This is a genomic window from Streptomyces sp. NPDC040610 (assembly GCF_055594065.1).
The window spans coordinates 82,072-103,603 of the sequence record NZ_JBVIXA010000019.1 but is presented as its reverse complement, the minus strand read 5'-3'; the positions used below and the strand labels follow the sequence as shown (position 1 = coordinate 103,603).

The window sequence follows — 21,532 nt, the reverse complement described above, 5'->3', positions numbered from 1 at the left end:
GACCTGGTCAACAGTCACCGACCCCTCGTCCCATGTCACGCCCCATCCGTCACACGGTGAAGCGGACCGCCTCCAGCTGAAGGTTCAGCTCCATGGGGCTGCCGCCGTACGTCCACTTCCCGGGTTCGGTGCAGGACTGCCCCATCCACTGCTTGTCCTTCACGTACGCGTCGTGGCACACCGAGCCGTCGAAGACCTGCATGGTGTACCCCTGCATCGGGTTGACGTCCCCGTCGGTGCTGCCGAGGTACAGGTTCTTCTCGTCGTCCGCCTTCTCCCACTCGTCGCCCTTGCGCCAGCCGTCGATGACGAAGGCGCTGGCTCCGGTGACGCCGTTGGTCCTTGAGACCGCGACGTTGAGGGCCTTGACGGCCTTGCCCTCGCCCACGGAGCCCGCCTCGGCGCCGTCGCACTCGGGCTTCTGCCAGCCGCCGTCCTCGACGTACACGCGGTAGCAGATGTGGCGGCCCTCCTCGCGCTCGGCGAGCTTGCGCACGGCGGTGGCCGCGGACACCTTGCGCGGCTTCTTCTCCTTCTCGGGCTCGTCTCCCCCGCCACCGCCCCCGCCGCCTCCGCCGCCCTTCTCCTCCTCGTCGCCCCCGCCGGACGTCTCCGGCTCCTCGTCCGGCTTGTCGTCGGGCTGCTTCGGGGGCGCGCTCTTGATCGGGGCGGAGGGACTGGGCTTGGCGATGGCGCCTGCCTTCTCGGGCTTCTCCAGGGCCGCGCTCTTCACCTGCGGCTTGTACGTCAGCCAGATCATCACGAACGCGATGGCGAGCGCGAGGATCAGGCCGAGCGTGGTGGCGAGCCAGCCGGGCAGGAACCCGCGCTGCACGTAGGTGCCGTCGACGTCCATCGGCTCGGTCCCGGAGCGACGCACGGTCAGCGCGTACGGCTGTTCCTGCTTGGAGCCGAACCAGATGATCTGCTTGGGCCGCAGCGTCGTCTTCACGAACGCGGCCCGGCCCGGCTCGATCTGGACGTTGCCGGGCTGGAGGTCGTACGACAGCTTGTCGCCGGTGTCGCTGCCGCTGAGCGAGGCGGTGACCTTGGTGTTGCCGAGGTTGTCCACGGCGAAGCGGGGCCGCCCCCGGAACCGGCCCTTCACGGTCGGCGGCACCAGCTCGGCGCGTACCTCGGTGAAGGGGGTGATGGTGAGGTTGCCCTCGGGAACGGTGACGGCGTCCGGGTGTTCCGTCGGGGAGATCCGCACCGCGTACGGGTTCGGTCCCGCCGTCGCGTCCGGGGTGCGCGGCGGGGCGAACGTCAGCTCCACCGTGCCGGTCGTCCCCGGGTAGAGCCGCAGCGACCGTGGCTCCACCGTGGTCCAGGGCGCGAGGGCGCCGACCGGTTCGAAGTGGTACTCGTCGACGATGTCACCGGTGTTGCGCACCCGCAGGCGCACCGTGGTGCTGCTGCCGGGGTCGACGGTCGCGGACGCTGGTTCCAGGGAGGTCCAAAGGCTCACGCACACGACGCTAGGAGCGGGCGCCGGTCGTGTCAGGAGGCCGCCGGGCAGACCCTGTTGCCCCGACGGGCGGCGGCCGCGGCAGGGCGGGCAGTGCCGGGCGGTGCGGCCTCGGGGGCAGCCGGGGGTGCCCCCGGGGCCACCCCCGCGGCCCTGTGCCGGGCGCGGCCGCCACGGCACCATGGCGGCGACTCTCGCCGGCGTCGGACGGCGACGCCCGCCGACGTTGGAGGCGCTCATGCGGCAGCGGCAGACCGATTCACGCGGCCACGAGGGACGGGAAGGACGTGCCGACCGACAGCCCCGGTCGGCGGCCCGGCCTCCCTCCCCCGTGCCGCTCACCGCCGAGGGGATGACCCCCGCCGGGCTGCGCGCCATGAACGACGCGGCGGGCAACGGGGCCGTCAACCGGGTGCTGTCCGTGCAGCGTGCGGGCGGCAGCGGGTCGGGCAGGCACTCCCGGCCCGAAGGCAGCGGGTCCGGCAGGCACTCCCGGCCGGAGGGCAGCGGGTCCGGCAGGCACTCCCGGAGGGACGCGCCCTCCCGGCGGGACGCCAAGGACGTCATGAAGGACATCAAGGCCGAGGTGGACGGGCCGCCGCTGGTGAGCTACGGCGCGCGGCGGCAGGGCCGGGCACACGAAGAGTTCTGGATGCGGTTTCCGCGCTTCAAGAACGGCGAGGAGGCCGAGGAGACCACGCACGAGACCAGTGCCCTGCTGTTCGACAGCATGAAGGGCGCCCAGGAGCGGGCCAGGCAGGAGGAGCCGGACAGCGGCGCGGAGGACGCCAACAACCGCGAGGTCCAGGGCATGCTGATCAACGACCGGCTGGTGTTCGCCTCGAACTTCAACTCGTCGGTCGACACCCTCGTGAGCCAGGGACGGCAGGTGTACGGACACGAGCCCTCCCTCCAGGAGCTGCTCGCGTTCCAGCAGAGCCAGGAGGGCCGCCGACGGGGACTGCACGCCTACGAGGCGGAGAACCTCGAGGCGAAGCTCGCGAGCTACCGCCGCAAGAACGCGGCGATCGTCACCGGGCAGCGGGGCGCGGGCGAGCAGGGACGAGGGCCGGACCCCGCCGCCAAGGTGCTGCAGGCGCAGCTCAACTCCCCCGTCATCGTCGTGGACGTCGAGGACAGGAACCTGCACACCATGCTCACCAGCTCCAAGTACGCGGGCCGGGTGTTCCTGCTCCGGTTCGCGCAGCTCGACCCCAGGCCGAAGAAGCAGGGCGAGAACAAGGGGGAGATGAAGCAGGAGGAGTCGGTGCACGCGGAGCAGAAACTGCTCATCGCCCTGAGCCGCGCCGGCGTCGATCCCGGCCAGGCGGCCACGAAGCCCCTCGTCATCATGGGGAAGTACCGCCCCTGCATGGGCTGCGCCGCGGCGTTGACGTACTACCGGGACCAGATGGGGTTCGGCAATCTGAGCTTCGACCAGAACTACGGGCACTACTTCCAGGGCTCCGTGAAATCCCTGGACACGCACCTCAAGCACATCATGGACGACAACTACCACGCGTACATCCGGCACATGGTGCACAACGACATCACGAGCACCCCGGCGATGGCGCACGAGGCGGCTCCGGCAGGGGCCGTACACCGCCGTGGCGGCCCCGCGCTGAGGGTCCCCGGGCGGCTCGCGGCCCGCCAGGCCGACGTCACTCCGGTCGCCAGCGACGCCGAGTTCGACGAGAACGACACCTACACCCGCGTCGCACGACCGCTGCAGGACACCTGGACGGTGGACACCGCCCCCGCGGGCATCGGAAAGGGCACCGCGACCCACCAGGTCCCACGCCGCAGGACGGACAAGCTCTCCGCGGCCCAGGCGGACCAGCTCCACGGACTCTGGAACGGCGGGGCCGGCGCCGACGCCACCAACGAGAGCCGCCAGCAAGCGATCGAGCTGCTGTTCAACTACCACAGGTCCACCACGATGTCCCTCAAGCACCTCGGGGCCGCCATCGACCTGTCCGAGGACCGACTCGGCAGCTATCTCACCCGCTATGAGCGGGAGGGCCACTGGACGCACACGCCGCAGCGGTCCAACAAGCCCGCTCGGGGTGCGGCGAGCACCACGACCGCGCGCAGCAGGAAGAAGGGTGCGGCGGAGAAGCAGTTCACCAAGGGAGGGGAGCTCGACGACTACGGCATGGACGCCATCAAGGCGACGATTCGCGGCCTGCCCCGCAATGACTGGTCCAAGGACTGGGAGCGGCTCCACAAGGGCAGGTCCAGCGGCGTGCTGAACCCCACGAAGGCACCCGTCGACCTCCTGGCCAGGCTCGCCCAGCTCCGCCGCGACCGGGGCTACAACGTCCCGGACATGTCCGCGTATCTGCACACAGGCGAGAACGGGGACAATCTCCGCAAGGCCATCAAGCGCAAGGGCGAGCCGCGGCTCGCCGAGCTGGAGAAGGGCCTCGGCAAGGGCAAGGCGCCCGCGCGCCACCAGGACGTCGAGATGGGAGAGGCGTCCGCTCCCGCCGCGGCCGATCCGTCGAGCTACGCGGCGACCGATCCGTCGGCCTACGCGGCGGCGGACCAGTCGGCCTACGCCGCCACCGATCCCTCGGCCTACGCGGCGGCCTACACCGCGTCCGACCCCTCTGCCTACCCGGCGTCCTACACGGCATCCGGCTCCTCGGCCTACGCGATGGCCGACACGTCGTCCTACTCCATGGCCGGATCCTCGGCATACGGCGGCGAGAGCAGCGCGTCCGGCGCGGGATACCAGGCGCAGGCACCCGAAGTCCCGGGCTACACGCTCCACTTCGACCCGAGCACCGGGCAGCCGTACTACCTCGACGACGAGACCGGCGCCCACTACGTCCGCATCGGGGGCACCATGGTCCGGCTCCAGGTGCAGGACTCCTACGACGTCGACATGAGCGGCACCGGCCAGTACTGACCCGGTCGCGACCGGCGCGGCGGGTCAGCCCTCGTCGTCCGTGTCGTGCCCGGCCGGTGCCGGTCGACCGGGCAGCGACAGGTCGGGCATCTCGCCCCGGGCGACCTTCTTGCCGTTCGACGCGGCCTGGAGCTCGAAGGGGTCACCGGGGCTGGAGACCTTGACGCCGGTGCCGTCGTCGGTGCCCGCCACCGGTCCCAGCGCGTTCTGGAAGCGGTGCCCCAGCTCGTGGTACATCACGTCGTCGGGCAGGTTCGGCTCGGCGGCGATGATGTGCGGGCCCACGGTGTAGGCGAGCGCGCCGAACTCCCGGGCGGACTGCTGTGCTTCGGGGCCGTCGTGCTTGCGTACGTCACCGAAGTTCATGCCGTACGCCTGCTCGGCGCGCTCCCGGATGCGCGGCTCAAGAGGGGCCCCGGGTGAGGCGAGGGCGGCGCTCAGGCCCATCTGCCGCTGCATGACCGGCTGTTCGCCGGACGGCTCCGTCCGGCCGTGGCCGCAGCCGGGGCCGTGGGCGTGCCGCTCCTCCTCGACGGCCCGCGCCACGGCGGCGTTGCCCGCGAGGCGCTGGAGGCTCAGGATCCGCCCCGCCGGCGTGGCGGGGCCGGGCGCGCGGTGCGGCGTGGCCGGAGCGGGGCGGTGGGCCTTGGCCTGGTCCCCGGTCTGCTTGGCCGGTGTTCCGTGTGCGTGCACGACGTTCCCTTCGGCACGGGACAGAGCTGACCCACCACCCTTGACCGGCCGGGCCCGGTCCGGACAGGTCCGCGGGGGCACCGTCGCGGGCACACCCGCGGCCGCCGCGTCCGGCCCCCGAACACGGGCGCGGCGAAGTGCCCCTGCGGGCACGGAAGTTGCCCCGCGCCAGGCACCTGGGGACGTTTCAGTGACGGCAGGCGCCCGCGAGGGTGAGTGGGGTCCCGTCCCGTACCCGAGGAGAGCAGAGCATGCCGTCCTACCTGTCGCCCGGCGTCTACGTCGAGGAGGTGGCCAGCGGTTCGCGCCCGATCGAGGGGGTGGGCACCTCCGTGGCGGCCTTCGTCGGGCTCGCGCCGGCCGGACCGCTGAACGAGCCGACGCTGGTGACGAACTGGACGCAGTACGTCACGTCCTTCGGCGACTTCACCGAGGGCTACTACCTCGCCCACTCCGTCTACGGCTTCTTCAACAACGGCGGCTCCGCCGCGTACGTGGTGCGCGTCGGCGGCTCCGCCGAGGGCGTGTCCGGGGACGCCGAGGCACCGGCCGCGGTGACCGGCGCGGCCGCCGCTCCGGCGGCGCTGCCCGCCGCCGAGCCGAAGCAGCTCGGCACGTTCTCCGTGGCGGCCACCGCGCGGGGCCAGGCCGGGCAGCTGTCCGTGGAGGTCTCCGACCCCGAGGGCGAGGGCGCCGCCGACCGCTTCAAGCTGATCGTCAAGGACGGCGACAAGGCCGTCGAGACGTTCGACGTGAGCGCCAAGAAGGGCAGCCGCTCCTACGTCGTCACCCAGGTCAAGGAGCGCTCCAAGCTCATCGCCGTGACGGAGGCCGCTCCGGCCGCGCAGCTCGCCCGGCCGGAGAACCAGACCGTCGCCCTGGCCGCGCCGCCCGCCCCGGCGGCCCCGCTGCCCGCGCCGACGGAGCAGTCCACGTCCGGGCACGCCGGTCCGGCCGAGTACCTGGGCGACTCCGCGGACCGCACCGGCTTCGGCGGCCTGGAGGCCGTCGACGAGATCTCCATGGTGGCCGTGCCCGACCTGATGGCCGCCTACCAGCGGGGCACGATCGACCTGGAGGCCGTCAAAGCCGTGCAGCTCGGGCTCATCGCGCACTGCGAGCTGATGGGCGACCGGGTCGCGGTCATCGACCCGCCGCCCGGCCTGAACGCCCGTCAGATCCGGGTGTGGCGGCAGGAGACGGCGGGCTACGACTCCAAGTACGCGGCCCTGTACTACCCCTGGCTGAAGTCCTTCGACCCGGCGTCGGGCCAGTCCCGCATGGTCCCGCCGAGCGGCCACGTCGCCGGCATCTGGGCCCGCAACGACTCCGAGCGCGGTGTGCACAAGGCCCCCGCCAACGAGGTCGTACGCGGCGCCGTCGACCTGGAGCTGCAGATCACCCGCGGCGAGCAGGACCTGCTCAACCCCATCGGCGTCAACTGCATCCGCGCCTTCCCCGGCCGCGGCATCCGCGTCTGGGGAGCCCGCACCCTGTCCTCCGACCCCGAGTGGCGCTACCTGAACATCCGCCGCTACTTCAACTACCTGGAGGAGTCGATCCTGATCGGCACCCAGTGGGTGGTGTTCGAGCCGAACGACCACGCGCTGTGGGCCCGCATCCGCCGCAACGTGTCGGCGTTCCTGGTCAACGAGTGGCGCGGCGGGGCGCTCTTCGGCCAGCGGCCCGAGGAGGCCTTCTACGTCAAGTGCGACGAGGAGACCAACCCGCCGGAGTCGGTCGACCTCGGCCGGGTCATCTGCGAGATCGGCATCGCGCCGGTCAAGCCCGCCGAGTTCGTGATCTTCCGGCTGTCCCAGTTCTCCAGCGGGAGCGGGGAGTTGGAGGAGTAGCGGAGCGGACCGGCGGGTCAGGACCTTCGCGCGCGTACGCCCATCGTCAAGAAGCCTAGAAGGACAGCGAACACATGAGTCTGATGCAGGGTGACTCCCTCACGTCACACAACTTCGGTCTGCAGATCGACGGTGTGATGGTCGAGTACCTCGCGGAGGTCAGCGGCCTCACTCTCGAACAGGACGTCATCGTCCACCAGCAGAACTCCGCGCAGGGCAAGCCCGAGGTGAATCTGCTGCCGGGCGTGCAGAAGAACGGCCAGTGCACCGTGGTGCGCGGCATGACCCAGTCGTCGTCGTTCACGACCTGGATCAACGACTCGATCAACGGTCAGATGAGCACGGCCCGCAAGAACGCCTCCATCATCATGATGGACTACCAGGACAATCCGGTGAAGCGGTACAACCTGCGCAACGCCTGGTGCAGCAAGGTCGACGCCAGCACCCTCAAGGCGGGCGAGGCCGCGGCCCTCACCGAGACCGTGACCATCGTCTTCGAAGAACTGGTCATCGAGTAATGCGGCGCACGGCAGCCGGTGCGCCCGGCACGGGCACGGCCGCCGCGCCGCCGCCCCCTCAGACCGCGGCGGCGGGAGCGGATGCCCCCGTCCCGTCTCCCGCCGCCGCACCCTTCGACGCGACTCCCCGGGAGCTGCGCACCGAGTTCCCCTTCCAACTGCCGCGCGGCTACGTCGACGAGTCGGGCACCGTGCACCGGGACGGCGTGATGCGCCTGTCCACGGCGCGGGACGAACTGGTCCCGCTGCGCGACGTGCGGGTCCAGGAGAATCCGGCGTATCTGTCGGTGGTGCTGCTCGGCCGCGTCATCACGCGCCTCGGCACGCTGCCGATGGTGCACGACGGGACCGTGGAGAGCATGTTCGCCTCCGACCTCGCCTTCCTCCAGGACTTCTACCGGCAGATCAACGCCGAGGGCCACACCCGCGCCGCGGTGGAGTGCCCGCACTGCTCCGAGCCGTTCGAGGTGGAACTCGGCGGGAGCCGCCTGGGGGAATCGTGACGTACGCGACCGACCGGCTGCACGAGGAGATCGCGTACGTCGCCTACCACTTCCACTGGAGCCTGGCGGCGATCCTGGACCTGGAACACCACGACCGCCGCCGCTACGCGGACCAGATCGCGTCCTTCGTGACGCGCGCCGGGGCGGAGGGCTGAGCTGTGGGGTTCTTGAAGCGGCTGCGGGGGCGGGCTGCGGGCGGCTCGCCCACGGAGGGTCGGGCCGATGCCGCTCCCGACGGCGCCGCATTCAGTGGCGCCGGGGTCGGTGCCCCTGCGTCCGGCGTCGCTGTGCCCGGCGGTGCTGTGCCCGGGCCGCCGTCCGTGGTCGCCTGGGCGGGGCTCGCGCCGATTCAGCGGGCCGTGGGCGAGGGGCGGGCCGGGGTCGCGGACGCCGCGTTCGGCACGCGGCTGCCTACGTGGCAGAACCCGTCGTTCGCCGGGGCCTCGGCCCTCACCACGGTCCTGGACACCGGCTCCGGCAGCCTGCTCCCGGGGGCGCTGACCGAGTCGGCGCGACCGGTGACGGGTCTTGAACGACCCTCGGACTCCTTGCCGTTGGGGAGTGCGGGGGGCGGGGCCGGGGTCGGGTCCGGAGCGGGGGTGACGGGGCGGCGGGTGCCGGTGGTGCCGTTGCGGGAGGTTTCGGGGGCGGGGGTGGCTTCGTACCGGGGCGGGTCGGCGTTTACGTCGGGTTCGGCTTCGGGCTCGGCAGCCGCTTCGGCCTCGGCGGCGCCCGCGTCGGTGCCGGTGTCGGTGTCGGCGAGGGCTGTGCCTGCCGTGCGGGCCGCCGTGCAGACCGCGCGGGCGCGGGAGGTCGGCCCCGGTGGGCGTGCGGTGTCGGGGGCTTCGTCCGGGGTGGGGTCGGCCACGGGGAGTGCGTCGGCCTCGCGGAGTGCGTCGGTGGGGCCTGCGCCTGCGGCGGCTACGCGTGCGGCGGCTACGCGTGCGGCGGCTACGCGTGCGGATGCGCCTGCGGCGGCTCCCGTGGCCGGGGCGGCGTCGGTGCAGCGTGCGCTTTCCGGTGGGGCGGCTGTCTCGGGGGCGTCGGGCTCCGCGGAGGTGTCCGGCTCCGCAGGGGTGTCGGTGCCGTCCCGCGCGTTGCCGGTTCCGGCTCCTGGGGGCGAGTCGTCGGCGGCTGCGGTCGCCTCGGCGTCGGTGGTGCGGGCGGGTGCCGCGAGTCCGGACTTGTCTCCAACTCCAGCCCCTGCTCGCGGAGTTCGTGTGTCCCCCGTACCGCTCGCCGCACCCCCCGTCACCCGGCCCCGACCCCTGACGAAGGCGCCGACCCCGTCGTCGGCGGTACAACGCCGCGCCCTCCCCGTCGCGCGGCGTGAGCCCACGCCTGCGCGGACCGCGAGCGGCACGTCGGCCGGGGCCTCAGCGTCCGCCGGGGCGTCACCGTCGGCCGACGCCGACGCCCCGGCGCAGCGCGCGACCCCGGCCGCCCCCGCCGTGACGACCACGACCACCAGCAGCAGCAATAGGGCGCCCGTACAGCGAGCCGTGGACCAGAGCAAGGGCCCGGACACAGGCACAGGCACAGGCACCCACAGCAGCACCCCACCACCGTCCACCCGAACTCCCCTCGGCGAGCACAGCAGCAAGTCACCAGCAGCAGCCGTACGCTCCACACCACCCAGCGGTACGACAGGACGCCACGGCTCCCCGCCCCGCCCCGCCGACGCGCCTCCCGCACCACCCGCACGGCCGAAGACCCTTCAAACGCACCCGAACCCGAAGCGACCGTCGCCCACCCCGAACGGGCCTCAGCCCTCGGGCAGTTCGCGCGCCCCCGCACCCCCGAGCGGCCAGGCACCCACCCCTGCCCGCAGCCCGCACCCGGAGTCCGCCCCGACCCCACCCGCAGCCCCGACACCGCACAAGGCAGCGGCCCCGGCACCGGACGCACCACCGGCAACGAACCCCGGCAAGCCGTCCACCCCGCCCGCCCCGCGCGTCCTGCACACCCCGAGCGCCCCGCTCCCCTCCACCACGCCATCCCCACGTCCGCAGGTACAGCGAGCCCCGGACCGAGCCCCGGCACGCCCGGCCCCCACGTCCACGCCCACCCCCGCAGCACCCGGCCCCACCACCCCGCGCGAAACGAGCGACAGCTCCGGCAAGCCCACCGCGCCCCACCAGCCGACCCCAACACCCCCGGCACCCACCCCGCCCTCCGCCCCACCGAACACAGCACCCGCCGTCCAGCGCGCCCCCCGCACCACGCCAGACGCAGGCACACCCACGCCAGGCACAGCCGCACCCGCCCCCCGCGCAGCCACACCCACACCCACCGGCGCCACCACCCCCACCCTCGCCTCTCCCACAGCCGCCAAGGCTCCCTCCACCACGCCCCCAGGGTCACCCAACCCCCGTACACCCGAGTCGAGTTCGCTCCCCTCACAGCCCTCGGCCACCCCCGCCAACCACCCGGCAGTACAGCGCAGCGCCACCCGCAAGCCCCCGCGCCCCGGCCTCGGCGCGCCAATCCCCTCCACCGCGACCACCGCACCGACCGCCGCCCCGGCACCGGCACGCCCGGCATCGGCCCCCGCAGCCCCGGCCCAACCCCCCGGCCCCACCGCACCCGCACACCCACCCCTCGCATCGCCCCCGACTCCCGCCCCAGCCCCGGCACACCCCTCCGCCGACCAGGCCCCCGCACCCAAGCACCAGGTCCAGCGCGCCGCAGCGTCCCCGACCGCACCCCCGCGCCGCCGGCCCCCCCTCGGCGCCCCCTTCACCCCCGCCCCCTCGGAGACCACCCCCCTCACCCTCACTCCGAAGCCGACCCGGGACGCCTCACACCCCACCGACGGCACAGCCGCGCCGATCCAGCGCGCCACGGCCGCCACGACTCCCGTCAGCCCCGGCAACCTCACCAGCCCGAGTGGCCCAAGCGGCCCGGGCAGCCCGAGTGGCCCAAGCGGCCCGGGCAGCCCGAGTGGCCCAAGCGGCCCGGGCAGCGCCCCCTTCACCGCACTCCCTCCGGCACTCCCCGGACGTACCGCACTCCCCCCGACACCCCCCGCGCGCACGGACACCCCGCCCTCACCCGGCGCAGCCACCACACCCGGCGCGCCCGCCCCTCACCCCACCGTCCAGCGCGCCACCACACCCCCGAGACCCGTCCACCTGCGCGTCCTCCCTCCGCCCAGTCACACCGGCGCCACGCCTCCGCTCCCCGTGACGCCCCTCGCGCCGCCCCCGTCCGACTCGCGGCGGCCCGTCGGCCCGCGGCCCGTCGCGTCCGCGGGGGTCCGCGCCGACGGGCCCGCGGTGCAGCGGCTGCCCTTCCGGTCGCCGCTCGCGTCCAGTGCGACGGCGGCGCTCGCCGCGAGGGCCGCCGCCACCGTCTCCTCCACCCTCGGCCACCTCGGCGCACGCCGGGGCCGCCCCGACGACCCGCCGCCGCCCTACAGCCCGCCCGCCGAGCCCCCGCCGCCGTATTCGCCTCCTGCCGACGGCGGTTCCCCGCCGCCGTCCGGCCAGGCGGCCGCGGGTGCGGCGGCGCCCCCGCCCGCGTACAGCAGGGTCCCGCACGGCACGTTCGACCCGAAGGACCTCACCGAATTCCAGCTCGACGAGCTGACGCACCGGATGATCGGCCGGATCACCCGGCTGCTGCGCACCGAACTCCGCATGGACCGCGAACGGATCGGCAGGCTCCGCGACGACCGCCGCTGATGGCCACGGACCGCTCCGACTCGCCTGCGTACGCGGCGGGATGACAGACAACACAGCAGTCACGACAGAAAGGCGCTTCCGCGATGCCCCGCCAGGACCCGGGCTCCACCATTTGGTTCTCCCTCTCCATCGACGGCGAGAGCCTCGGCCGCTTCAACGGCTGTGACGGGCTTTCGTCCCAGGTCGAGGTCGAGCACCACCAGGAGGGCGGGAACAACGGCTTCGTGTGGCAACTGCCGTCCCGTGTCACGTTCTCCACGATCCGGCTGACCCGCCCGCTCACGCCGGACACCACGAAGGTCGCCAAGTGGATCTCGTCCGTGCAGACCGGGATCAAGCGGCCCACCGCCGAGATCACGGCGCTGCGTGCGGACGGGTCGGAGGTCGCCCGCTGGGGGCTGATCGACGTGCTGCCCGTCAGCTGGCAGGGACCCACGCTCGACCCGGGCAGTCCGGCCGTCGCCACGGAGGTCCTGGAGATCGCCCACCACGGGTTCACGGACTAGGGCGTCGGAGCAAGCAGAGAGGAGCGGGGGACAAGCACATGCCCAAGAGCAGAGGCGCAGGCAAGAGCCTGGTGCGCGCCAGTCTCGCCATTCATGAGCCGCCCCTCGGGGACAGCACCACACCGGGGTCGCTCATGAAGACGTTCGACTTCGAGTTCAACCCCGCGCAGCTGACCATCGGCCGTCGCGCCCAGTGGACGGTGACGCCGACGGCGGCCGAACGGGAGGGCGCCATACCGGAGTTCATGGGGGCCGAGCCGCGCGAGATGGGAGTGGAGGTCTTCCTGGACTCCTCCGCCAAGCCCACGGGCAACACGGTCCTCAAGAAGGTGGAGGCGCTGCTCAACTGCTGCAGCGTGACGGCGAAGAGCAAGGACGCCGACCAGCCGTCGCCGCCGTGGGTGATCCTGCAGTGGGGGTCGTTCGCCACGGCCCGGTTCACGGCGTACGTCAGCTCCGTGCAGGCCTCCTACACCCTGTTCGGCACCACCGGCATCCCCATCCGGGCCACCTGCCAGCTGCAGCTGCACGAGATACCCGGCGAGCCCCTGGGGCAGAACCCGACCTCGGGCGCGCTCACCGCGCAGCGCGTGCACCGGGTCGTCGCGGGCGACTCGCTGCAGTCCCTCGCCTGGCGCGAGTACGGCGACGCCACGGTGTGGCGGACCATCGCCGACGCCAACGGGATCGACGATCCGTCCCGCCTCTCCACGGGCACCGAACTGGTGCTTCCCGCACCGCAGGAGGTGCGGCGCTGATGGCGCACATCGCTTTCTCCAGCGTCCTCGACGTGCGGATCGGCAGCGCCGGACTGCCCCTGCCCCGGAAGGCCGCCCTGATGCTCGTCGACGGCTGGGTCGACCAGGGCGCCGGGGTGCCGGCCGCGTTCCGCCTCACCTTCCGCGACCCCCACCACAAGGTCCTCGGCCTGCTCGACGTCAAGTTCGGCACGAAGGTGGTGCTGACGCCGGTCGCGAACGGCAAGGGCACCGGCGATCCGCTGTTCACCGGCGAGGTCACCGCCCTGGAGGCCGACTACGACGGCACCGGCTCCTACACCGTCATCCGCGGCTACGACTACGGGCACCGCTTCCTGCGCCAGCGCCGCGTGGCCGCGTACACGAACGAGACCGCGTCCTCGATCGCCCGGCGCCTCGCCGGTCTGGCGGGGGTGCCGATCGGCAGGATCGACTCGTCCGGCGGGCGCTACGAGTTCATCAGCCAGGCCAACGTCACCGACTGGGACTTCATCGCGCGGCTCGCGGACGAGAACAAGATGGTCATGTCCCTGGACGCGGACGGCAGGTTCAACCTCGTCAAGCCCAAGCCGTCCTCCGGCGCGCCCTCGCCGAAGGCGGACACCAGGAAGAACACCTTCGTCCTGAAGGCGGGCGCCGACATCCTGCGGCTGCGGACCGCGGTGACCGCCGCCGACCAGGTCGGCACGGTGCAGGCGCGCGGCTGGGACGTGGCGAACGCCCGGGAGATCGTGGGCACTTCGCGCTCCGCGCGCAACCCGAACTTCGCCATCGGCGCCACCCCCGGCGAGGCGGCGGGCGCCTTCAAGAAGGCCACGCTCGTGCAGACCGCGACGCCCTACGACAAGCCCGCCGAGGTCGACCACGCCGCCGACGCCCTCTTCGACGACGTGTCCTCGTCGTTCTCCGAACTGGAGGTCGTCGTGCACGGCAACCCCAAGCTGCGGCCGGGCGTGCCCGTCGCGCTCGGCGACGTCGGCAAGCCCTTCGAGGGCAAGTACACGACCACGTCCGTGCGGCACGTGTTCGGCAACGGGCAGCGCTACGAGTCCTGGGTCACCGTCAGCGGCCGCCAGTGGCGTTCCCTGTACGGCCTCACCTCGGGCGGCACAGACAGCGCGCCGCGACTGCCCGGCGTGGCCAACGCCGTCGTCACCGACGTCGACGTGAAGGACGAACAGGCCCGGGTGAAGCTGAAGTTCCCGTGGCTGGACGACACGTACGTGAGCGACTGGACGCGCTGTGTGCAGCTCGGCGGGAAGCGCGGCGGCGGGATCTTCCCGCTGGACGTGGGCGACGAGGTCCTCGTCGGCTTCGACCGGGGCGCGCTCGACCACCCCTTCGTGATCGGCGGGCTCTACAACGGCAGGAACAAGCCGACCAGGGACAGCGCCCCGCTGTACTCCGGGGCGCGCAACCAGGCCAGCCGCCACACCATCGCCGACCGCACCGGCAACCGCGTCGACCTGCTCAGCCAGCGCGTGGGCAGCCACCGGGGCGTGCGGATCAGCACGGGGGACGGCAAGCTGAAGGTCCACCTGGACCGCGCCAAGACCGAGATCACCGTGGACAGCAAGGGCTCGGTCACCATCAAGGGCAGCCGCTCGGTGTCCGTCCAGGCGGGCACCGACCTCACGCTCAGCGCCAAGCGCAACCTGTCCATCAAGAGCGGCGGGCTGCTCAACATCCGGGCCGCGAGCGCCGTCAACGTGAACGCGGGCGGCGGCGGTTTCAGCGTCAACACCTCGTTCCTCAACCTGCGGGCGACCGGCCTCGCGACCGTCTCCGCCGCCGGTCCCCTGGCGCTCACCTCCGCCGCCAGTGTGGCCCTGACCTCGTCGAACATCAATCTGACCGGTGCGGTCCTGGTCAACCGCAAACCGCTGCCCTTCTGACGCCGATGCGATCCCTTGCCGACCCACGCGACCCCCGCACCTCCCGGAGAGGACCGGTGATTTCCTGATGGCCGAACAGTTCGTCGGCTCCGGCTGGGCGTTCCCGCTGCGCATCGGACCCACCGGGGGCATCGCCCTGGTCAGCGGTGAGCGCGAGATCGAGGAGGCCATCCGGCTCGTCCTCGCCACCGCGCCGGGCGAGCGGCCGATGCGTCCCGAGTTCGGCTGCGCCATCCACGACCTGGTGTTCGCCCCCGTCAACGAGCAGACCGCGGGCCGTATCCAGCACGAGGTGTATCTGAGCCTGGACCGCTGGGAGCCGCGCATCGAGGTGCGGGAGGTGGAGGTCACCGCGGGCGAGGACCAGAGCGTGCTCTACATCGACGTCCGCTACGCGATCCGCGGCACCAACAACCCGCGCAGCCTCGTCTTCCCCTTCTACGTCATCCCCTCCCACGAGGACCCGGAGGCCCCGGGGACGTCCGGCGGCCCCGGCAACTCCCCGGAAAGCGACCACTGATGCCCCTGCACTCCCCCAACCTCGACGACCGCCGCTTCCAGCAGTTCGTCGACGACGCCAAGCGCTACATCCAGGAGCGGGCGCCGGAGTGGACCGACCACAACGTCTCCGACCCCGGCGTCACCCTGGTCGAGACGGTCGCCCACATGGCCGACCAGATCGTCTACCGCCTCAACCGGGTCCCGGAGAAGAACCATCTGGCCTTCCTCGACCTCGTCGGCATCACGCTCTTCCCGCCGGTCGCCGCACGCACCGACGTCACGTTCTGGCTGTCCGCGCCGCGCGAGGAGACCGTGGCGGTGCCCGTCGGCACGGAGGTGACGACGCTGCGTACGGAGGCCGAGGACGCGGTCGTCTTCGCCACCGAGCGCGATCTGCGCATCGTCTCGTCCGCCCTGCGGCACCTGATGGTGCAGCTGCGGGGCGAGCCCGTCGCCGACCGGACCACCGAACTCGCCGAGGGCGGCGACGTCCTGTGCTTCGCCGTGGCCCCGCGCCCCGGCGACTGCCTGCTGTTCGGCCTGACCGCGGCCGTCCCCGACTGCGCGGTCGCCCTCGAACTGGACAGCCGCGTCGACGGCGTCGGCGTCGACCCCCGGCAGCCGCCGCTCGTGTGGGAGGCCTGGACGGCGGACGGCTGGCGGCCGTGCGAGGTGCACCGCGACGGCACCGGCGGGCTGAACCGGCCCGGCGAGGTCGTCCTGCACGTGCCCGGCGGCCACGTGCTGTCCCGCAGCGGCGGCCACGAGGGCGGCTGGCTGCGCTGCCGCGTCACCGACCCGCTGCCCGACCAGCCCTTCTACACCACCTCGCCGACCGTGCGCGCCGCCGACGTCTGCACGGTCGGCGGCACGACGCGCGTCGTGCACGCCGAGACGGTGTACGACGAGGCGCTCGGCGAGTCCAGCGGGCTGCCCGGGCAGCGGCTGCGGCTCGCCCACGCGCCCGTCGTCGGCGACGACCCGCCGGTGCTCCTGCAGACCGCCGAGCGGGACGGCTGGGAGGACTGGCGGGTCGTCCCGCACTTCTCCGAGTCCCGCCCGGACGACCGGCACATCACCCTCGACGCGGCCACCGGCGACCTCGCCTTCGGCCCTGCCGTCCGCGAGCCCGACGGCTCCCTGCGGCAGTACGGGATGGTCGCCCCCAAGGGCGCCGTCATCCGCGCCCGCCGCTACCGCACCGGCGGCGGCAGGTCCGGCAACGTCGCCCGCGGCGCGATCAGCGTCCTGCGCAGCTCCATCCCGTACATCACCGAGGTCGTCAACCGCGAGGCCGCCCAGGGCGGGGTCGACGGGGAGACCGTCGACGAGGCCAAGGTCCGGGCCCCGATCACGCTGCGCGCCCAGGAGCGCGCCGTGACCCTGCGCGACTACGAGGAACTCGCCCGCCGCGCCGCCCCCGAGACCGCCCGCATCACCTGCCTGGAGGGCACCCCGGACGAGCACGGGGCGTACGCGGTACGGGTCCTGGTGGTGCCGCAGGCCGTGCCCGACCCCGGCGGCCGGCTGCGCTTCGAGCAACTCGTCCCCGGGGACGCGCTGCTCGACCGCGTCACCCGTCACCTCGACGAGCGCCGCCTCATCGGCACCCGCCTCGCCGTCGGCCCGCCCTACTACCAGGGCGTCACCGTGGTCGCGACGGTGCACGCCTTCCGCGGCGTGGAGACCGACCGGGTGCGCCGCGAGGCCCACGACGCGCTGTACCGCCACCTGGACCCGCTCACCGGTGGCGCCGACAGCCGTGGCTGGCCCTTCGGGCGCCCGGTCCAGGCGGGCGAGATCTTCGCCGTCCTGCAGCGGGTGGCCGGCGTGGAACTCGTCGACGAGGTCGTCCTGCACCCCGCCGACCCGCTGACCGGCAAGCGCGGCGACCCGACCGACCGCATCGACCTGGAGCCGACCGCGCTGGTCTTCTCCTTCGACCACCGCGTCCGGGTGATCGGGGACGCCACATGAGGATCCCGTCCCGCCGGGGAGGCCCGCGATGAGAGGTTCCGTCGACGGCCTCGGCTCCTCCGCGCCCATCGGCATGATGCTCCCCGCCGTCTTCGCCGACGACGATCTCGCGCAGCGCTTCGTCGGCGGGCTCGACGACGTCCTGGCGCCGATCCTGAACGTACTCGACTGCCTGGACGCCTACTTCGACCCGGCGCTCACCCCGATCGACTTCGCCCAGTGGCTCAGCACCTGGGTGGGGGCGGAGACCGACGGCACCGAGCCCGAGCGGCGGCTGCGCGCCGCCGTGGCCGCGGCGGCCACGCTGCACCGCGTCCGCGGGACCCGGCGTGGCCTGTCCGAGGCGGTACGGCTCGCGTTCGGCGTCGAGCCGGAGATCTCGGAGAGCGGGGGCGCCGCCTGGAGCGCGCGCCCCCGCGGCCCCGTCCCCGGCGCTCCCCGCCCCCACCTGCACGTCACCCTGCGGCTGCCCGACCCGACCCCGGCGGACACCCACCGCCTGGACACCCTCGTGGCCGCCGCCCGCCCCGCACACATGCCCTACACCGTCACCGTGACGGCCACCGAAAGGACCCAGCAGAGATGACCACGCAGAACTGCGCCGAGTGCGACACCCGCGCGGAACCCGGTCAGTCGTTCTGCGACGCCTGCGGCGCCGTGCTCCGCTGGGACGCGGCGGGGGCCCGGAGCGGGGCTTCGGGGGCGGCGGAGGCTTCGGGGGGTGGGGCCTTGCCGGGGTCCGGCCCGGGCTGGGACGCCTTCGCCCGCCCCGGCGGCACCGGCCTCGGCACGTCGGGCGCGACGAGGACGACCGCCCCGCCCCACCCCGCCCCCGCGCCCCCTGACTTGACGGACACGGTCCCCAACCCCCCGGCGCAGCCGACCCAGGACGGCTTCCCCGCGGCGCAGCCCGCACCCGACGGCTTCCCCCCGGCGGCCCCCACGCAGCCCACGCCACCCGCCGCGTTCACCGCGTCCCCCTCACCCAACTCACCCGACGCACCGCACGCGTACAACTCACCGAGCTCGCCCACCCCGCCCCACTCCCCCACCCCACCCACGCCCGACGACCGGGCCCGCTCCCTCCTCGTCCCCGTCTCGGACCCGGAGCCCGCCCCGCCCGTACCGGCTCCGGCCGTGGCCCCCGTCCTGCCGGGACGCCCGGACGCGGCCCGCCCCCAGGTGCGCGCCCCCGGCCCCCATCTGCAGGAGCCGTACGGCCCGCCCTGCCCCTGGTGCGGCACCCCGAACCGGCCGGACCGGCACTTCTGCGGCCGGTGCGCGATGCCGCTCGCGGACGACGGCGTACGCACCACGCCCACACATCTCCCGTGGTGGCGGCGGCTGTTCGGGCCGGGCAGGGACGAGGCGCCCTGGGCGGGTGACCGGCCGCGGCTGCGCCGTGTGTTCGACCGGGTCGGCACCTGGGTCACCGCCGTCGTGGTCGTGACGCTGCTCATCCTCGGCGTGGTGCTCATTCCCGACGGCTACAACGCCACGCGCGACCACTTCGCCAAGCGCGCCCCGGTCGAGCCGGACCGGATCAGGGCGTCGCGCGCGTACGAGGGCCACGGCCCGAAGCTGGTGTTCGACAAGCTGAACAACACCTGGTGGGGGCCGGGGGTGGCGCAGTCGGGCCAGGGCGAGTGGATCGAGGTGGGGTTCGCGCGTCCGACCCGGCTGCTCGACCTCATCATCACGCCGGGGGTGTCGACCCGCGCCGACCAGCTCGGCAAGTCCGCGCTGCCGCACCGCGTCAAGGCGACGATCACCAAGAAGGACGGCAGCACGACGACCCGCGACCTCACCCTGGACCCGGGCGCGGGCGGCCAGCGCCGCGCCTTCCGCGTCGGCGAGGTCACCAAGGTCCGCTTCACGATCGAGTCGGCCCACGCGGCGACGGCGAAGAAGCAGGTGGCCATCGCGGAGATCGAGATGTTCGGCCGCTCCGACGGCAGCAGGACCTGACCCCCGCCCCGCCACGGGGCCGTCCCCGGGGCACCCCGGCGGGGGGCTCCGCGCACGTCAGACCCCCCAAGCACGCCCTCTATACACTCTGTGTATAGTTCCCGCATGCCTGCCATACACAAGATGCGGAAGCCCGCGATCAGGTTGCGTCCCCGCACCGCCTTTCTCGGGCTGGCCACGCTCGCCGTGAGCGTGGCCCTGTCCGGCTGCACCAAGCTGGACACCGTGTCCCCGAGCACCGTCCGCAAGGACGCGGTGGACGCGAAGGCCGCTGATCAGGGCAAGTTCGGGACCGTGGACTGCCGCAAGGCCAAGTGCATCGCGCTGACCTTCGACGCGGGGCCCAGCGAGAACACGCCACGGCTGCTGAAGATCCTCAAGGAGAAGGCCGTGCCCGCGACCTTCTTCACGCTCGGCAAGAACCACATCGTGAAGTACCCCGAGCTGGTCAAGCAGATGGACGCCGAGGGCCACGAGGTCGCGAGCCACACGTGGTCGCACAAGATCCTCACCAAGATCGATCCCAAGGAGGCGCGCGCCGAGCTGGAGCGTCCCAACAAGGCGATCGAGAAGCTCATAGGCAAGAAGCCGACGCTCATGCGCCCGCCGCAGGGCCGCACCAACGACACCGTCAACAAGATCTCCCGCGAGCTCGGGCTCTCCGAGATCCTCTGGACGGTGACCGCCAAGGACTACACCACGAACGACTCCGCCCTCATCGAGAAGCGGGTCCTCGAGCAGTCCAGCCGCGACGGGATCATCCTCCTGCACGACATCTACAAGGGCACCGTGCCCGCGGTGCCGGGCATCATCGACGCGCTGAAGCAGCGCGGGTACGTCTTCGTGACCGTGCCGCAGCTGCTCGCGCCGGGCAAGGCGGAGCCGGGGAAGGTGTACCGCTAGGCCGCGGGTGCGGTGGGCGCGGCGGACACGGACCGTGGGGTCGCGCGGTCACCACTCCACGTACAGCGCCTCCGGTGCCCGGTGAATCAGCGTCGGACGCATCCGCACCGGCGGCCCGTCCGCGGCGAGCCGCAGGCGCGGGAAGCGCTGTGTGAACAGCTCCAGGGTCACGCGCAGCTGCTCGCGGGCGAGCTGGGCGCCGGGACAGCCGTGCGCGCCCAGGCCGAAGGCGACGTGCCGGGAGACCGGGGTGCGGGTGATGTCGAAGACGTCGGGGCGTTCGTAGCGCCCCGCGTCGCGCCCCGCCGAGCCGAAGCCGACAAGGACCTCGGCGCCCGCCGGGAGTTCGGTGCCCGCGAGGGTGACGGCGCGGGTCGTGACCCGGCGGAAGCCCTGGAGGGCGGTGTCGTAGCGGGCCGCCTCCTCGATGGCGGCCGGGATGCGCTCCGGCTCCTCGCACACCAGCTTCCACTGCGCGGGGTGGCGCAGCAGGTGCAGCAGGGTCGTGCCGATCAGCGCCGTGGTGGTCAGGTGCCCGGCGACCAGGAAGTTGTGCAGGTGCGCGACCAGCTCGGCGCGCTGCCCGAGGGTCAGCGCGGGGCCCACGTCGTCGGCCTCGGCGTCGCCGTCGTCCGGGTCCCCGTCGTCGGGGACGAGCGAGGTGACCATCTCGCTGCACAGGTCGTCGCGCGGAGCGGCGTGCCGGTCCTCTACGTAGCCCTCCAGGAGCCGCCGCAGCGCCACCGTGTCCTGGGCCGCCGCGATCTGCTCGTCCTCCGGGAGCGGCCGGAACAGCAGTTGCTCGGAGCTGTGGCCGCCGCGCACGATCACCGGCACGTCCTGCGGGTCGAAGCCGAGGACCCGCGCGATCACCTGCCCCGGCAGCCGTAACGCGTACGCCTCCATCACGTCCACGCGCGGCCCGCCCCGCCCGCCGGGCCCCGCCGCGGCGAGGGCGTCGACGAGGGCCGTCGCCCGCTCGCTCACGTACGGCAGCACGGCGGCCACCCTGGCCGGGGAGAGACCGCGGACGATGGGCGCGCGCAGGCGCTGGTGCGCGGGGCCGTCGGCGGTGATGACGACGCGGCGGCGGGTGCCGCCGCCCGGGTCCTGGCTCAGGACGGCGAGGGCCGCGGGCGAGGGAACGGCGTCCGGGCGCACCGCGTTGGCGGACGAGAACACGTCCGGCCTGCGCAGCACCTCGCGGACATCGGCGTCCCTGGCGACCAGCCAGGCCTGTAGCTCGGGCACATAGGTGAGCCCTTCGGCACGCCGGGCGCGCGCGTACAGCGGATAGGGGTCGCGCATCAACTCGTCCAGCCTGGCGTGCTGTTGCCGCTCCATCCTCCTCATGGTGCCCGAGCCGCCGAGCCTCACGGAAGGGCGCGG

The 21,532-nt window shown here is 73.2% G+C and carries 18 protein-coding genes; 14 read left to right on the top strand and 4 right to left on the bottom strand.

All coding sequences use genetic code 11. The annotated features are described in order from the left end of the window. Window positions 1–49: 49 nt before the first annotated feature. A complete protein-coding gene (locus ACZ6AA_RS38215) occupies window positions 50–1,468 on the bottom strand; it encodes a hydrolase (protein WP_471463043.1) in 1,419 nt (472 codons plus the stop codon). Between the two features lie 352 nt (window positions 1,469–1,820). On the opposite strand from ACZ6AA_RS38215, the gene ACZ6AA_RS38210 reads away from it, so the two are divergent. Further along, the gene (locus ACZ6AA_RS38210; RefSeq protein ID WP_468461549.1) at window positions 1,821–4,382 is read left to right on the top strand and encodes a hypothetical protein; all 2,562 of its coding nucleotides are present in this window, start codon (window positions 1,821–1,823) and stop codon (window positions 4,380–4,382) included. 24 nt (window positions 4,383–4,406) lie between these two features. Here ACZ6AA_RS38210 and ACZ6AA_RS38205 read toward each other — a convergent pair whose 3' ends face one another. Then, entirely contained in the window at window positions 4,407–5,075 is a 669-nt protein-coding gene (locus ACZ6AA_RS38205; RefSeq protein WP_468461547.1) for an eCIS core domain-containing protein, read from the bottom strand. A 251-nt stretch (window positions 5,076–5,326) separates the two neighbouring features. On the opposite strand from ACZ6AA_RS38205, the gene ACZ6AA_RS38200 reads away from it, so the two are divergent. The 4 genes from ACZ6AA_RS38200 (at window position 5,327) to ACZ6AA_RS38185 (ending at window position 8,104) form a co-directional block, all read left to right on the top strand. Continuing rightward, on the top strand, window positions 5,327–6,928 hold the full coding sequence (locus ACZ6AA_RS38200) for a phage tail sheath subtilisin-like domain-containing protein (protein WP_468483658.1): 1,602 nt from the start codon (window positions 5,327–5,329) through the stop codon (window positions 6,926–6,928). Window positions 6,929–7,002: 74 nt separating this feature from the next. Further along, window positions 7,003–7,446 carry a phage tail protein gene (locus ACZ6AA_RS38195; protein WP_030360083.1) on the top strand — a complete coding sequence of 148 codons (444 nt, stop codon included), beginning with the start codon at window positions 7,003–7,005 and terminating at the stop codon, window positions 7,444–7,446. Then, the gene (locus ACZ6AA_RS38190) at window positions 7,446–7,949 is read left to right on the top strand and encodes a hypothetical protein (RefSeq protein WP_468461543.1); all 504 of its coding nucleotides are present in this window, start codon (window positions 7,446–7,448) and stop codon (window positions 7,947–7,949) included. The genes ACZ6AA_RS38195 and ACZ6AA_RS38190 overlap by 1 nt, the downstream gene beginning before the upstream one ends. Next, complete coding sequence (locus ACZ6AA_RS38185) at window positions 7,946–8,104, top strand: DUF6760 family protein (protein WP_087886307.1); 159 nt, start codon at window positions 7,946–7,948, stop codon at window positions 8,102–8,104. The genes ACZ6AA_RS38190 and ACZ6AA_RS38185 overlap by 4 nt, the downstream gene beginning before the upstream one ends. A gap of 194 nt (window positions 8,105–8,298) precedes the next feature. On the opposite strand, the gene ACZ6AA_RS38180 is transcribed toward ACZ6AA_RS38185, so the two are convergent. Continuing rightward, window positions 8,299–9,429, bottom strand: a complete 1,131-nt coding sequence (locus ACZ6AA_RS38180) for a hypothetical protein (RefSeq protein ID WP_471463038.1) — start codon at window positions 9,427–9,429, stop codon at window positions 8,299–8,301. A 1,705-nt stretch (window positions 9,430–11,134) separates the two neighbouring features. Here ACZ6AA_RS38180 and ACZ6AA_RS38175 point away from each other — a divergent pair. The 9 genes from ACZ6AA_RS38175 to ACZ6AA_RS38135 all read left to right on the top strand — a co-directional run bounded on the left by ACZ6AA_RS38175 (window position 11,135) and on the right by ACZ6AA_RS38135 (window position 20,143). Further along, window positions 11,135–11,635 carry a hypothetical protein gene (locus ACZ6AA_RS38175; protein WP_468483660.1) on the top strand — a complete coding sequence of 167 codons (501 nt, stop codon included), beginning with the start codon at window positions 11,135–11,137 and terminating at the stop codon, window positions 11,633–11,635. An 83-nt stretch (window positions 11,636–11,718) separates the two neighbouring features. Then, a complete protein-coding gene (locus ACZ6AA_RS38170) occupies window positions 11,719–12,141 on the top strand; it encodes a phage tail protein (protein WP_030360079.1) in 423 nt (140 codons plus the stop codon). A 38-nt stretch (window positions 12,142–12,179) separates the two neighbouring features. Beyond that, window positions 12,180–12,899 (top strand): CIS tube protein, encoded by a 720-nt coding sequence (locus ACZ6AA_RS38165; protein ID WP_468461536.1) that lies wholly within the window; start codon window positions 12,180–12,182, stop codon window positions 12,897–12,899. Next, entirely contained in the window at window positions 12,899–14,794 is a 1,896-nt protein-coding gene (locus ACZ6AA_RS38160) for a VgrG-related protein (protein WP_468483661.1), read from the top strand. The genes ACZ6AA_RS38165 and ACZ6AA_RS38160 overlap by 1 nt, the downstream gene beginning before the upstream one ends. 67 nt (window positions 14,795–14,861) lie before the next feature. Further along, window positions 14,862–15,314 carry a GPW/gp25 family protein gene (locus ACZ6AA_RS38155; protein WP_380856423.1) on the top strand — a complete coding sequence of 151 codons (453 nt, stop codon included), beginning with the start codon at window positions 14,862–14,864 and terminating at the stop codon, window positions 15,312–15,314. After that, complete coding sequence (locus tag ACZ6AA_RS38150) at window positions 15,314–17,272, top strand: putative baseplate assembly protein (protein WP_471463035.1); 1,959 nt, start codon at window positions 15,314–15,316, stop codon at window positions 17,270–17,272. The genes ACZ6AA_RS38155 and ACZ6AA_RS38150 overlap by 1 nt, the downstream gene beginning before the upstream one ends. A 28-nt stretch (window positions 17,273–17,300) precedes the next feature. Then, window positions 17,301–17,858 (top strand): phage tail protein, encoded by a 558-nt coding sequence (locus tag ACZ6AA_RS38145; RefSeq protein WP_468483663.1) that lies wholly within the window; start codon window positions 17,301–17,303, stop codon window positions 17,856–17,858. Further along, on the top strand, window positions 17,855–19,240 hold the full coding sequence (locus ACZ6AA_RS38140; protein WP_471463033.1) for a zinc ribbon domain-containing protein: 1,386 nt from the start codon (window positions 17,855–17,857) through the stop codon (window positions 19,238–19,240). Before ACZ6AA_RS38145 ends, ACZ6AA_RS38140 begins: the two co-directional genes overlap by 4 nt. 105 nt (window positions 19,241–19,345) lie before the next feature. Next, complete coding sequence (locus tag ACZ6AA_RS38135; RefSeq protein WP_468461525.1) at window positions 19,346–20,143, top strand: polysaccharide deacetylase family protein; 798 nt, start codon at window positions 19,346–19,348, stop codon at window positions 20,141–20,143. A gap of 48 nt (window positions 20,144–20,191) precedes the next feature. Here ACZ6AA_RS38135 and ACZ6AA_RS38130 read toward each other — a convergent pair whose 3' ends face one another. Next, complete coding sequence (locus ACZ6AA_RS38130) at window positions 20,192–21,487, bottom strand: cytochrome P450 (RefSeq protein ID WP_468461523.1); 1,296 nt, start codon at window positions 21,485–21,487, stop codon at window positions 20,192–20,194. Window positions 21,488–21,532: the final 45 nt, after the last annotated feature.